9 protein-coding genes are annotated in these 13,581 nt (G+C 65.5%); 8 read left to right on the top strand and 1 reads right to left on the bottom strand.

The features are described 5' to 3' along the window. The first annotated feature begins 67 nt into the window (after positions 1 to 67). The 4 genes from GGD63_RS22180 to GGD63_RS22165 all read left to right on the top strand — a co-directional run bounded on the left by GGD63_RS22180 (position 68) and on the right by GGD63_RS22165 (position 6,274). On the top strand, positions 68 to 1,459 hold the full coding sequence (locus GGD63_RS22180) for an FAD-binding oxidoreductase (RefSeq protein WP_183245279.1): 1,392 nt from the start codon (positions 68 to 70) through the stop codon (positions 1,457 to 1,459). Positions 1,460 to 1,483: 24 nt separating this feature from the next. Continuing rightward, the gene (locus tag GGD63_RS22175) at positions 1,484 to 2,710 is read left to right on the top strand and encodes a CynX/NimT family MFS transporter (protein WP_183245278.1); all 1,227 of its coding nucleotides are present in this window, start codon (positions 1,484 to 1,486) and stop codon (positions 2,708 to 2,710) included. Between the two features lie 197 nt (positions 2,711 to 2,907). After that, on the top strand, positions 2,908 to 3,978 hold the full coding sequence (locus tag GGD63_RS22170) for a HoxN/HupN/NixA family nickel/cobalt transporter (RefSeq protein ID WP_409334086.1): 1,071 nt from the start codon (positions 2,908 to 2,910) through the stop codon (positions 3,976 to 3,978). Continuing rightward, positions 3,959 to 6,274, top strand: coding sequence for a TonB-dependent receptor (locus GGD63_RS22165; RefSeq protein ID WP_183245276.1), 2,316 nt, complete (start codon positions 3,959 to 3,961; stop codon positions 6,272 to 6,274). Before GGD63_RS22170 ends, GGD63_RS22165 begins: the two co-directional genes overlap by 20 nt. Positions 6,275 to 6,276: 2 nt before the next feature. Here GGD63_RS22165 and cybH read toward each other — a convergent pair whose 3' ends face one another. After that, positions 6,277 to 7,002 carry a Ni/Fe-hydrogenase, b-type cytochrome subunit gene (gene cybH, locus GGD63_RS22160; RefSeq protein WP_183245275.1) on the bottom strand — a complete coding sequence of 242 codons (726 nt, stop codon included), beginning with the start codon at positions 7,000 to 7,002 and terminating at the stop codon, positions 6,277 to 6,279. Positions 7,003 to 7,382: 380 nt separating this feature from the next. Here cybH and GGD63_RS22155 point away from each other — a divergent pair, with 380 nt between their 5' ends. The 4 genes from GGD63_RS22155 (at position 7,383) to GGD63_RS22140 (ending at position 13,429) form a co-directional block, all read left to right on the top strand. After that, entirely contained in the window at positions 7,383 to 9,455 is a 2,073-nt protein-coding gene (locus GGD63_RS22155) for a methyl-accepting chemotaxis protein (protein ID WP_183245274.1), read from the top strand. Positions 9,456 to 9,573: 118 nt separating this feature from the next. Continuing rightward, positions 9,574 to 10,893 carry a DUF3422 family protein gene (locus GGD63_RS22150; RefSeq protein WP_183245273.1) on the top strand — a complete coding sequence of 440 codons (1,320 nt, stop codon included), beginning with the start codon at positions 9,574 to 9,576 and terminating at the stop codon, positions 10,891 to 10,893. A gap of 83 nt (positions 10,894 to 10,976) precedes the next feature. After that, positions 10,977 to 11,993 (top strand): HupU protein, encoded by a 1,017-nt coding sequence (locus GGD63_RS22145; protein WP_183245272.1) that lies wholly within the window; start codon positions 10,977 to 10,979, stop codon positions 11,991 to 11,993. Further along, positions 11,990 to 13,429, top strand: a complete 1,440-nt coding sequence (locus tag GGD63_RS22140) for a nickel-dependent hydrogenase large subunit (protein ID WP_183245271.1) — start codon at positions 11,990 to 11,992, stop codon at positions 13,427 to 13,429. The genes GGD63_RS22145 and GGD63_RS22140 overlap by 4 nt, the downstream gene beginning before the upstream one ends. The last annotated feature ends 152 nt before the right edge of the window (positions 13,430 to 13,581 follow it).

Genomic DNA, 13,581 nt, shown 5'->3' with positions numbered 1-13,581 from the left:
GGATTCAGGAAACGATCCGGCGCTCCGTGAGACGATGGCATGGGCATTGTCAACGAGGAGCAAATCCATGGAGCAGCGAGAGCTGGACGACAAATTGATCGGCAAATCGCACGCCGAACCCTGGTCCGCCCCACAGCTGCGGCTCAAGGGCAAGGTGGTCCTCGAGGGAGACGCCGGCTACGACGAAGCGCGCAAGGTCTGGAATGGCGCGATCGACAAGAAGCCGGCCGTGATCGCCTACTGCACGGATGCGCAGGATGTGGTCGAGGCCGTGACGTTCGCGAGATCCCGTGCGTTCCCGGTGGCCGTTCGCAGCGGAGGCCACAATGTTGCGGGCCTGTCGGTCTGCGACGGGGGCATGGTCATCGACCTGTCGCGGATGAAACGCATCGACGTCGATTCGGTCCGTCGCACCGCGCGCGCAGAGGCGGGCCTCGATCTCGGCGAGTTCGATCGTGCCACGCAGGCGCACGGTCTGGCGACCACCATGGGGGTCAACAGCGACACCGGTATCGCCGGGCTCACGCTCGGCGGCGGCTTCGGCAAGCTCGGGCGCAAATACGGGCTGACCTGCGACAATCTGATTGCCGCCGAAGTGGTGACGGCTGAGGGAAAGATCTTGAGGGCGAGTGCGACCGAACACCCCGACCTGTTCTGGGGCCTCCGAGGCGGCGGCGGCAACTTTGGCATCGTGACTGCGTTCGAATACCGGCTCCATTCCATCGGTACGTCATTGCTCGTCGCGACTGCGCTTCATCCCTATGGGCAGGCGCGCGAGGCCATGCGGTTCTACGATGAATTCGCTCGCAACGCCGCCGACGAGGTCAACGTCGATGCTGCCCTCATCACGCTGCCGTCGGGGGATCGATACTTCAGCATCTCCGGCTGCTATGTCGGCTTGCATCAAGACGGTGAACGCGCCCTTTCACCGATCGTCGAGTTCGGCTCCCCCGTCGAGACGCGCCTCGCAACCGTGCCCTATCTCGAGATTCAGTCGGGCGGCGATGCGCTGTTTCCGCGGGGGCGCCGCTATTATTGGAAGGCGCAATTCCTGCGCGAGATCAGTACGGGTGCAATCGACGCGCTGCTCGATGCCTATGCGAGAGCGCCCAACACCTCCTCGCTATTGGTCTTCCAGCACGTCGGCGGCGCAATCGCGCGGGTTCCGGCATCCGACTCGCCTTATGCGAACCGCGATGCAGCGTTCGACTGCTTTCCGGTCGCGATCTGGGACGATCCGGCCGACGACGTCGCGAACATGCGTTGGGCGCGCGAACTGTGGAGCGCCGTCAGGCCCTATTCGACCGGCGGCGTCTACGCCAACAATCTCGGCGATGAGGGCGAGGATCGAATTCGCGACGCCTATGGCGAGAACTATTCGCGTTTGGCCGCGCTCAAGACCAAATACGATCCGACCAATTTCTTCCGCTTGAACCAGAATATCAAGCCGACGACATAATTGATGGTATCGGAGCGATCCGAAATGCGAAGCCGCTGGACCATTCTTGCTGTTCTGTTCGTCGCCCGTGCCGCCATCGCCTTTCAGTTCCAGAGCGTCGCCGCTGTTGCGCCACAGCTCAGCCAGAGCCTGAGCGCGAGCCTGGCCGATATTGGCGTTCTGATCGGGCTCTATTTTGCGCCGGGAACTGCGCTTGCCCTTCCTGGCGGCGCGATCGGCCGCCGCTATGGCGACAAGGTGACGGTGCTCGCTGGCCTCCTGATGATGCTGGCCGGTGAACTGCTGATGACCACATCGACATCATGGAGCGTGCAGATCGCGGGCCGAGTGATTGCCGGCATCGGCGGTGTTCTCCTGAACGTTTTGATGACCAAGATGGCTGCGGACTGGTTCGCCGGCCGGGAAATCGCCACCGCGATGGCCATTTTCATCAACTCCTGGCCGGCCGGCATCGCGCTCTCTCTCATGCTCTTGCCGGCAATCGGAGCCGCGCTCGGGCTCCATGCCGTCAATCTTGCCGTCGCAGGACTGATCCTGATCGGGCTTGGCCTCATCGCCCTGGTTTATCGCGCGCCTGATGCGGTCGTCGCGGCAGAAGGCGAGGCCGGCAGCCTGACGCCCGCGACGATCTGCGCCGTGATTGCCGCCGGCTTGATCTGGTGCCTCTACAATATCGGCTTTGCGATGATCTTCAGTTTCGGCCCGTCGATGCTTGTCGAGCGAGGCTGGTCCATTGCCGCAGCCGGATCGACCATCAGTATCGTGCTCTGGCTCGCCGCCCTTTCGGTTCCGATGGGCGGCTTCCTCGCCGATCGGACCGGGCGCGGCGAGGCGATCCTAGTGACAGGCTGCATCGCCTTCGCGCTCCTGACGCTTCTGCTGTCGCGCAGCGGCATGGTGCTTCCCATCGTCGTTGCTCTTGGAATCCTTTGCGGCCTGCCTGCCGGTGCGATCATGAGCCTGCCGGCGCGGGTGCTCGACCAGAAGATGCGGCCGATCGGAATGGGACTGTTTTACACGGTCTTCTACGCCGGCATGCTGGCCGGACCGGCGATCGGCGGCAAGCTCTCCACCTCGTTCGGCTCTGCGAGTGCCGGGCTCGACTTCGGCGCCGCAGCGCTCCTGGCTTGTCCCATCGTCCTGTGGCTCTTTCGCCGTATCGTTGTCGGCCCGCATCGATCGGCCGTTTCACCGATGTCCCCGTCGCCCCTTTCGGGCGGCAAGCGGTCAACTAGCCACCCAGATGGATAGCATCTTGCCAGCAGGAGCGTCGCGCTGCGCTTCGGCGCTTTGATGCGCCAGGGGCAAATTCCCTCGCAATGACGGCACGTTGGCAGCCATCGACGCCGGTGTCCTCGAGCGCGCGCCGAAAGTGGCCTGGCCCTTGCTCTCCTCGGTATGACAGTTCCGGATAATGATCATACCGCGAGGCTCGGCCGATGGAGCAAGTGACGAAGTTGTCTGCGCGAGCGATCGAGCCCGCCACCCTGCTGCTGTTCGGCGGGCTGATCGCCGCCAACGTCGTTGCATGGGCCTTTGCCTTCGCGCTGTTCGGCGACCGGCCGACGGTGATGGCGACCGCGCTGCTGGCCTGGGTGTTTGGCCTGCGCCATGCCGTCGATGCCGACCACATTGCCGCCATCGACAATGTGGTGCGCAAGCTGATGCATGCGAATGTTGCGCCGCGACCTGTCGGCCTTTACTTCGCGCTCGGCCATTCCAGCGTCGTTGTGATCGCGACCACGCTGCTTGCGCTGGGCGTGGTGAGCTTCGGCGGCGACAGCCTGCTCAAGGAGATCGGCGGCCTGATCGGCACTTCGGTGTCTGCGCTGTTCCTGCTCGTGATCGCCGCCATCAATGTCGCCATCTTCGCCGGCCTGTGGCGGACTTTTCACATGGCGCGCGCGCACGGCGTTCACGATGCGGAGGGCCTCGAAGCGCTGCTTGCGAGCCGCGGAGTCCTCGCGCGGCTGCTCGGCCCCATGTTTCGTCTGGTGACAAAGTCCTGGCACATGTATCCGCTCGGAGTCCTGTTCGGGCTCGGCTTCGACACCGCAACCGAGATCGGATTGCTCGGCATCTCCGCCGGCGAAGCCACGCACGGCGCCTCGCTCGTCGATGTCCTGGTCTTTCCCGCGCTGTTCGCATCAGGCATGGCGCTGGTCGACACCGCCGATTCCGCGCTGATGGCCAGCGCCTATCGCTGGGCCTTCGTCGATCCCTGTCGCAAGCTCTGGTACAACCTCAGCATCACCGGCGCCTCCATCGCGGTCGCGCTGGTCATCGGCGGCATCGAGGCGCTGCGGCTCGTCAGTGACCGGCTTGGCCTGTCGGGTGGGCCGTGGTCGCTGGTCGAGGCCCTCAACGATTCGCTCGCCAATGTCGGCTTTGCCGTGATCGCGCTGTTCGCGCTCGCCTGGCTCGTCTCGGTCGTGCTCTATCGCCGCATGTTTGCGGATGGCCGGCGCCGCGTCGCGGCAAAAGTTCTGGACTGCGTCGATGCGACCGAGGCCGCCTGAGACGGGTCGGCGCCTCGGACCAGTGAAGGTGCTCTCCGCTGTCCTGCTTCTCGCGGGTGACGGCAGTGCCTTCGCGCAGAGTGATCCGGCGCTGCGCGAGCTGCCGCAGGTCGAGGTCTCCGGCGGCCGGGCGCCGCCTCGCAGGAAGCTGCCGGCATCGCGACGCGCGGGCACGCCAGTTCCGGCCGGTCGTCGCATCTTCGTGTATCCGGCAGCAGCCCCGGCGCCGGATGTCCGCGGCGTCGCCTCCGGCGCAAAAGGCCTGCCTGCCATGGCGAGCGAGCTCACCGTCTCGGGCGAAGAGCTCAATGCGCGTCCCGTCGCGCGGCCGGGCGAGGTGCTCGAAGCCGTGCCGGGGCTGATCGTGACCCAGCACTCCGGCGAGGGCAAAGCGAACCAGTATTTTCTGCGCGGCTACAATCTCGACCACGGCACCGATCTCGCCATCTATGTCGACGACGTCCCGGTCAACATGCGCACTCACGCTCACGGCCAGGGCTATGCCGATCTCAACTGGCTGATCCCGGAAACCATCGGCGCGATGGACGTTCGCAAGGGGCCATATTTCGCCGACGAGGGCGATTTCGCATCGGTCGGCAGCGTCCATATCGGCCTGATCGATCGCACCGAAAAGGGCCTTGCACAGGTGACCGCCGGTGGCTTCGGCTATCGCCGGCTGCTCGGCATGGACTCCGCCAGGGCCGGCGCCGGTTCGCTGCTCGTCGCCGGCGAGCTCGGCACCTACAACGGTCCCTGGGACAATCCGGACCATGTGAGGAAGCTCAACGGGCTCATGCGCTACAGCCAGGGTACCGCGACCGACGGCGTGTCCGTCACCGGCATGGCCTATGTCAACAGGTGGAATTCCACCGACCAGGTGCCGCAGCGCGCGCTTGCGGCCGGCTTGCTCGGCCGGTTCGGCTCGGAGGATCCCACCGACGGCGGCAACACCAACCGCTTTGCGCTGTCGGTGCGTCTTGCGCAGAGCGACGAGGTGGGGTCGTGGAAGGCCAATGCCTATGTCGTGAAGAGCCAGCTCGATCTCTACAACAACTTCACCTACTTCCTCGGCGATCCCGTGCTCGGCGACCAGTTTCACCAGCACGACGACCGCCTGATGACCGGCGCCAGCATGGCGCGCACGCTGAGCGGTTCGTTCGCAGGGCTCCCGATGCAGACCACCTTCGGCCTGCAATCGCGTTACGACGCGATCGATCTGGCGCTCACCGGCACCTTCCAGCGCAGCTTTCTCGCCAATGTCCGCAGCGACAGGGTCGGCGAGGGCAGTGTCGGCGTCTATGCCGAGAACACCGTGCGCTGGACCGACTGGTTCAGGACCACGCTCGGCTGGCGCGGCGATTATTACGCCGCCAACGTCACCTCCCTGTTCAACGCCAGCAATTCCGGCCGCGCCGATGCCGCGCTCGGCAGCCCAAAATTCAGGATGGCGCTCGGCCCTTTCAACCGGACTGAATTCTTCTTCGGCGCCGGCTACGACATGCACTCGAACGACGCCCGCGGCGCCACGACGACGGAAGATCCGGGCGATGCCGCGACAAGACTCGTCCCATCGCCACTTCTGGTGCGCACAAGGGGCGCCGAGATCGGCGTCCGCAGCAGAGTCATTCCCGGTCTCGACAGCTCGTTCAGCGTCTTCATCCTCGACCAGGATTCCGAGATCCTGTTCTTGGGCGACGCCGGTGATACCGAGGCGAGGCGCGCCAGCCGCCGCTATGGTTTCGAGTGGACCAACCATTACCGCCCGCGATCCTGGATCGATGTCGACGCCGATCTGGCGATGACCTATGCGCGCTTCCGCGGCTATGACGGCGACCAGGCCGCGGTCTATGCCTCGCTCGCCGGTTATCCAGAGGCGCAAGCAGGCAATGCGCCCGGCAATTACATTCCGAACGCGCCGCCCATGGTGGCGTCGGCCGGTATCACGTTCGGGGAGAAGACCGGCTGGTTCGGAACCTTGCGCTGGCGCTATCTCGCTTCAAGCCCGCTGACGGAGGACAACGCCTTCCGCTCGTCTGCCACGAGCATCTTCAACGGACGCCTCGGCTACCGCGCCGACAACGGCTGGCACATCCAGCTCGACGTACTCAATCTGTTGAATACAAGAGCCAACCAGATCACTTACGCCTATGGCTCCCTGCTGAAGACCGATACGCTCTACACTCTCTGTACGTCAGGCGTAGCGCCCATGGCCGTGTGCCGGAACGGCGTGATGAACTACGTGCTGCATCCAGTCGAGCCGCTGACATTTCGCCTGACCGTGGCCGGAACGTTCTAGAGTCAATCCGGCCGCGAGTCGCGGAACGTCCGCTCGCCGGTGATGATCGCCGAAAGCATGCTCTGGCGCGACATGATATCCTCGCGTAGCGCAGCGTAGACGTGCAGGATAATGAAGACGACGATGAACCACATGCCGAGGTGGTGGATCGTGTGGACGTCCTGGCTGTTCGGAAAGATCCCGAACACCCAGCCGAACAGCCTGTACCACAGGCTGTCCACACCGGCGCCCTCGGCATACAGCGCAAAGCCCGTCAGCATCATCAGGACCATTGCGATCATGAAAGCGAACATCACCGTGTTGGCCAGCGGATTGTGTCCGACATATTTCTTCGGGTAACGCACCAGGAACAGATACCAGCGCAGCTCGTATACGAAGCCCCAGCGCCAGATGCGGTTGTAGAAGGGCAGGAAGAAGAGCTGTCGCGCGTGATCGTTGCCGACCAACGCCCAATAGATGCGGTAGAGGAATGCCGCGGCAAGCACCTGACCCGACGCGAAATGGACGAAGCGGATATAGCCCATCGCGTACCAGTTGCTGGCTTCGCCCGGCATGGACGGAGGCGGTGAGGCGATCAGATAGCCGGTGACGACAAGCAGGCTGATCGCCACGGCGTTGAGCCAGTGCCAGATCCGCACCGGTGCCTCGTAGACATAGATCGACTGACGGCTGGCGCCTGTTGCGCCGACTGCGTCGAGGGTACCGGGAATTTCAGAAATCTCGGTCATCGAATGCTCCCGCATCAAAGGCGATCCGACGCAGCGAACAAACGAATCAGCTCTGGTCTCGACAATATCGGTTGCACGTCTGCGCAAAATCCCCCCGGCACGAAAATATTCCCATGATGCGTCGACGCTGCGCGAAACGCGGATATGGAAACGCGATGTTGCCGTGCGCGGAAATTCTTCTTCCAGTCCCTCGCTGAAACTCCTGCGTCTTTTGCGGCGCGCGCGATCTATTCCCGTGAAATGGCGGCTAGGAAGACAGCGTCTCATTGCGTAATGGGCATCCTTTTGCGGTGCCGCGAAGAGTTTCGGTTTACCGATGATTAGGGGAGAGGGCACATCGTCGTCGCATTTCCAGGGTCAACGAACCGGGCATTACCGAAATGAATTTCAGTTTCATCGCGCGCACGTTCGCGCCGCGCCGGCAAGAGACGAGCGGCCTCTTCGGCGGTCAGGGCCGGATGAATGCCGCCGCAATGAGTCTGCCGAAGAGCGAACCGGTCTTCGCCAATTTCTCGATCCGCGTGAAGATCATGATGGGCTTTGCCGTCGTGCTGCTTCTCTCCGCGGTCACCATGGCGGGCGCCTGGCTCGGCTATGAGAGGATTTTCGACGGCTTCGGCGCCTACCGGATCAGCATGTCGGAGTCCGACTATGCGCGCGAGATCGAGAGCTCTCTGTCGGCCTATCAGGGCAACGCTCGCTATTTCGCCCTGACCGGCACCAGGGAAGCGGAAATCGCTGCCGAAGACGCCCGGCGCCTGCTCGAGCGGACGATCACGGCGGCCAAGACCGAGACTTCGACGTTGAATTGGCAGCAGTCGATCAAGGATCTGTTCGAGGCGTACCGCACCTATACCGATTCCTTCAACAAGGTGTTGGCGTTGCGATCGGAAATCGGCCGGCTCGGCGTGAAGCTCGCGGACCAGGGGCGCGCGATCGGTCCGCGCCTTGCCGAGGGGAAGATGACCACCGCCTCGATGGAGCGGTTCGAGACGATCAATCGGCTCGTGGCGGCCGAGCTGCTGCATCACGACGCCGCGCTCGCGCAGGACGCCTCGCGGCGGCTGGAAGCGATGGGTCGCGCGGTCGAGCGTGGCGAGCTGCGAGCGACGGATGCCATTGGCGACAAGGTGCTGGGCGATCTCATGGCGTCGTATCGCGACGGCTTTTCCACGGTGGTCGCCGCGGGACAGGAGATTGATCGCCTGATGGATGGCATGTGGAAGCTGCGCCACAGCCTGTCGGGAGCCGCCGCTTCGCTCAAGCGCGTGGCGCTCGCCGAGCAAGTGGACGCGGAGAGAAAGACCGCCGAGCAGATCGCCAGCGGCCAATCGGTGGTGGTCGCGCTCGCGCTTGCCTCGATTGCGGCCGGGCTCGTGCTTTCCTTTGCGATCGGGCGCGGCATTGCCGGGCCCGTCGTCGCGATGTGCAGCTCGATGATCGAGCTTGCCAAGGGGCGGTATGAAATCGTGCTGCCGGGTCTTGGCCGGCGCGACGAGGTCGGCAAGATGGCCGGCGCCGTCGAGATGTTCAAGCGGCAGGCGATCGAGCGTGCCGAACGCGAAGCGGCCGAGATCGAGGAACGCAACAGATCCGCGGTCGAGCTTCGCCGCGCCGAGCTTGCAAAATTCGCCGGCAGTTTCGAGGTTGCGGTCGGCGACATCGTCAATGGCATCTCGGACTCGGCCCAGCAGCTCGAAGTCGCGGCCTCGACCTTGTCGCGCAACGCGGGAGCGACGGGCGAATTGACCGGCGCCGTCGTCGGCGCATCACGGGAGTCTTCGGACGGGATACGCTCCGTCGCGGCAGCGTCGGAGGAATTGTCGCTCTCGATCAACGAGATCCGGGCGCAGGTGCAGAGCTCGCGCGACATTTCCGAGAACGCAGTGGTACAGGCCCGGAGCACGGATACCCGCATGACCACGCTCGCTGCGGCCTCGGAGCGGATCGGTGATGTCGTAAAGCTGATCACTGCCATCGCCGAGCAGACCAACTTGCTTGCGCTCAATGCCACCATCGAAGCCGCCCGGGCGGGAGACGCCGGGCGCGGCTTTGCCGTGGTCGCTTCCGAGGTGAAATCGCTCGCAAGCCAGACGGCACGCGCGACGGAGGAGATCGGCTCCCATATCCAGGGCATGCAACAGGCAACGGGTGAATCGATCGCGGCGATCAAGACGATTGCCGGCACCATCGGTGAGATATCGGCGATTTCAGGGTCGATCGCCTCGGCCGTAGACCAGCAGACCGCGACGACGCAGGAGATCGCGCGGAGCGCGCAGCAGGTGGCATCCGGTACCTCACAGGTGTCGGCAAACCTGGAACAGGTCAATCGCGAAGCGACAGAGACCGGCTCCGCCGCGTCTGCGGTACTGCGATCGGCGCGCGGGCTCACCGAGGCGAGCCAGCGCCTGCGCGCCGAGCTCGATCGGTTCATGGCCAACGTCGCTGCCTGACGGGCGAGGTCGGCGGGAATCGGCGGGCGGGCGATTGCGCAGGTGTGGGTGTCCCATGTAGTGAACGAGACGGTCCGCGGCGCCGTCGCGGCCCCAGCGCTACCTGAGGGATTTGTCGATGAACCCTGGTCCGGATCTCGCCGACTTTACGCTGCATCCGCAGCGCGATGCGGTGCTGAGCGAGGTGCACGCCCGCCCGTTCACGCGGCTGACCGCCCCGCTCGGCGTGCTGCGGTTGGCATTTCTCAGCCAGGGCGATGTCGCCGCGGCCGATCGGCAAAGCTTCGCGGCGTTTTGCGCAGCGCACGAACTTCCCGCGCCGGACGCCTCGGCCAAACACCATCAGGTGACGATCGGCGCAATCATGCTGCGCTGGGAACAGCATTCCGAATTCACGACGTTCACCTGGATCTGGAGCCGCGCGAGCTCCGCGCAGCCGTTCGGTGCCATGGACAAGGAGCTTGCCGCCTTGATCCGCGCGCTGCCGCAGGCCGGACAATTGCTGGTCGCACTCAAGCTGGAGGTCGAGCAGACATCGGCCGCGGTCGAGCGCGCCGAGCAGCTGTTCGAGAGGGGCAGCCTCGCCATGGCCACTGTGCGCAGCGGTCCGGCCGTCGTCGCCTCCGACTTCCGCGCTGACGAGCAGGGTTTTGTGCGCATCCTGGTCTGCAACGACGGCCTGTCGCCGGGCCGTCTGGGCGCGCTGGTGCAGCGCGTGCTGGAGATCGAGACCTATCGGACGCTGGCCCTGCTCGGCCTGCCGGCCGCGCTCGAGCTGGCGCCGTCGGTCGATCATATCGGGCGCCGGCTGGTCGAGGTGCTCGAGGAGATGCAGGGCTCGGCGGATCTCAAGCTCAACAACCACCTCTTGACCGAGCTGACGGAGCTTGCCGCCACGCTCGAGCGCGGCGCAGCCGGCAGCCTGTTCCGGTTCGGGGCCAGCCGGGCCTATTACGACATCGTGCAGGCGCGCCTTGCGGTGATCGAGGGCGGCGAGATCGCGGGCTATCCGACCTGGTCGTCGTTTCTCGCCCGCCGGATGGCGCCGGCGATGCGGACCTGTGTTGCCCTTGGGGAGCGCCAGGCCGATTTGTCGATCAAGCTCGCGCGCGCCGCCGACCTCCTGCGCACCCGCGTCGACGTCGAGCTCGAGGAGCAGAACCGCGACCTCCTGCGGTCGATGAACGAGCGCACCAGGCTGCAACTGCGCCTGCAAAGCACCGTCGAGGGCCTGTCGGTGGCGGCGATCGGCTATTACGTCGTCAGCCTGTTCGGCTATCTTGCCAAGGGCGCGCATGACGGCGGCCTGCATGTCGAGCCGTCGCTGGCGACCGCGTTGTTCGTGCCGGTGGCGGTCGGCGTGATCTGGATCGTCACGCACCGGATCCGCCAGCGGCACCTGAAGCATGAGGGCGGGACGTCGGACGGACAGGATTGAGTTCCCTCAAGCCGGGGCCTTGCTCTTGTGCTAGGAGCGGCCGATGCTCGGGGGCTTTGGGATCGGAGCCTTCAGGAGGAGCCATGAGCCGATCGGATGGGATGACCAACGTGCTTTGGCTGCAGGGCGCAAGCTGCGGCGGCTGCACCATGTCGATCCTGGAAAGCGGCGCCTCCGGCTGGTTCGACGAGCTCAGGCAGTTCGGCATCAATCTCTTGTGGCATCCCTCGGTCAGTGAGGAGACCGGCGAGGAAGCGGTCGAGGTGCTGCAATCGGTGCTGGACGGCGAGGTGCCGCTCGATCTGCTGCTGCTCGAAGGCTCCGTCGCGCGCGGCCCGAACGACAGCGGCCGCTTCAACATGCTCGCGGGCACCGGCCGCTCGGTCTATCGCTGGATGCTCGATCTCGCGCCGCGGGCGGACTATGTGGTCGCGGTCGGAAGCTGCGCGGCCTATGGCGGCGTGCCGGCGGCGGGCATTAATCCGACCGACGCGGTCGGCCTGCAATTCGAGGGCGCCGAGTCCGGCGGCGCGCTCGGTGCCGGCTTCCGCTCCCGGCTCGGCCTGCCGGTGATCAACATTGCCGGCTGCGCGCCGCATCCGGGCTGGATGATGGAAACCATTTTGGCACTGACGGCCAAAGACCTGTCCGCGACCGATCTCGATGGTTACGGGCGGCCGAAATTCATCGCCAACCATCTCGCCCATCACGGCTGCTCGCGCAACGAGTTCTACGAGTTCAAGGCCAGCGCCGAGACGATGTCCGAGCGCGGCTGCCTGATGGAGCATCTCGGCTGCAAGGCGACGCAGGCGGTCGGCGACTGCAACCAGCGCTCGTGGAACGGCGGTGGCTCCTGCACCAAGGGCGGCTATGCCTGCATCGCCTGCACCTCGCCGGGCTTCGAGGGCGCGCAGAATTTCCTGGAGACCGCCAAGCTTGCCGGCATCCCCGTCGGCCTGCCGACCGATATGCCGAAAGCCTGGTTCGTGGCGCTGGCCGCCTTGTCGAAATCGGCAACGCCGCGGCGCGTGCGGCTGAACGCGACCGCCGATCACGTGGTCGTGCCGCCCGGCCGTCCGACAGGCAAGCGCACCCCATGACCCGGATCACGATCGGCCCGTTCAACCGCGTCGAAGGCGATCTCGAGGTGCGGCTCGACGTCGAGGGCGGCCGCGTCGCGCGGGCCGAGGTCACCGCGCCGCTCTATCGCGGCTTCGAGCAGATCCTGGAAGGGCGGCCGCCGCTCGATGCGCTGGCGCTCGCGCCGCGGATCTGCGGCATCTGCTCGGTCTCGCAGTCGGTGGCGGCTGCAGTCGCGCTTCGCCACGCCATGGGAATCGAAGCCGCGCCGAACGGGCTGCTCGCCACCAACATCGCGCACGCGGCCGAGAATGCGGCCGACCACCTCACGCATTTCTACATCTTCTTCATGCCGGACTTCGCCCGCGAGGCCTATGCTGCGCACCCCTGGCACGAGGCGACCCGCGAGCGTTTTGCGGCGACGCGCGGCAGTGCCGCGCGCGATGCCCTGCCGGCGCGGGCGCGGCTGCTCGAGACCATGGGCATCATAGCCGGCAAATGGCCGCACAGCCTGGCATTCCAGCCCGGCGGCACGACGCGGGCGATCGATCTTGGCGAGCGCGTGCGGCTGTTCTCGATCGCTGCAGCCTTCCGCTCGTTCCTGGAGCGCATTGTCTTCGCGGATACGCTGGACAACGTCTTGTCGATCTCGACCGCCGAAGAGCTCGATCGCTGGCGGGACGGCCGCGGCGGCGATTTCGCGCACTTCCTCCGGCTCGCGGACGCGCTGTCCCTGAGCGAGCTCGGCAAGGGACCGGGGCTGCTGATGAGCTATGGCGCCTATCATGGCGCCGAGGCCGAGTTGTTTCCGCGCGGCCTGTTCGGGCCACGCGCCATGATCGAGCCGCTGCCGCTGGCGCAGATCACCGAGGACGTCTCGCACGCCTGGATGCGGGATTCATCCGCCGATCCCGCGCACAGCACCACGGTGCCGGATCCGGACAAGGTGAGCGCCTATAGCTGGTGCAAGGCGCCGCGGCTGTCCGGCCAGCCGATCGAGGTCGGCGCGATCGCGCGCCAGACGGTGGCAGGGCAGCCGCTGATCAATGACCTCGTCAGGGCGAGCGGCACCAACGTTCGCAACCGCGTGATCGCGCGACTGATCGAGCTCGCGCGCATCGCGCTCGCGATGGAGCAGTGGACGCGTGCGTTGAAGCTGTCGGAGCCGTTCTGCAATCCTTCGCAGGCGATGCCCGACGGCGCTTACGTCGGGCTGGTCGAGGCCGCGCGCGGCAGTCTCGGGCACTGGATGGCGGTGCGCGGCGGCAAGATCGAGCGCTACCAGATCATCGCGCCCACCACCTGGAATTTCTCGCCGCGCGATTCCTTCGACGTCGGCGGCCCCCTGGAGCAGGCGCTGGTCGGTACCGATGTCGGCGATGCCGGACCGCGTGCCGTCGCGATCCAGCATATCGTCCGCTCGTTCGATCCCTGCATGGTGTGCACCGCGCATTAGCTCTTCACCTCTCCCCGCTTGCGGCAGGGCAATGGCATTTTGTGCGCCCTGAGTGCACGCCTCGTCCTTCGAGACGACCGCTTCGCGGTCCCCTCAGGATGAGGCTAAGTGGCATCGGTGCTCGTTGAAACTGCTACTGCGCATTCCGTCCT

The sequence above is a fragment of the Bradyrhizobium sp. cir1 genome (assembly GCF_014198245.1).
In the GTDB taxonomy this organism is placed as follows: Bacteria; Pseudomonadota; Alphaproteobacteria; order Rhizobiales; family Xanthobacteraceae; genus Bradyrhizobium.
This window is presented reverse-complemented; position numbering and strand designations above follow the sequence as displayed.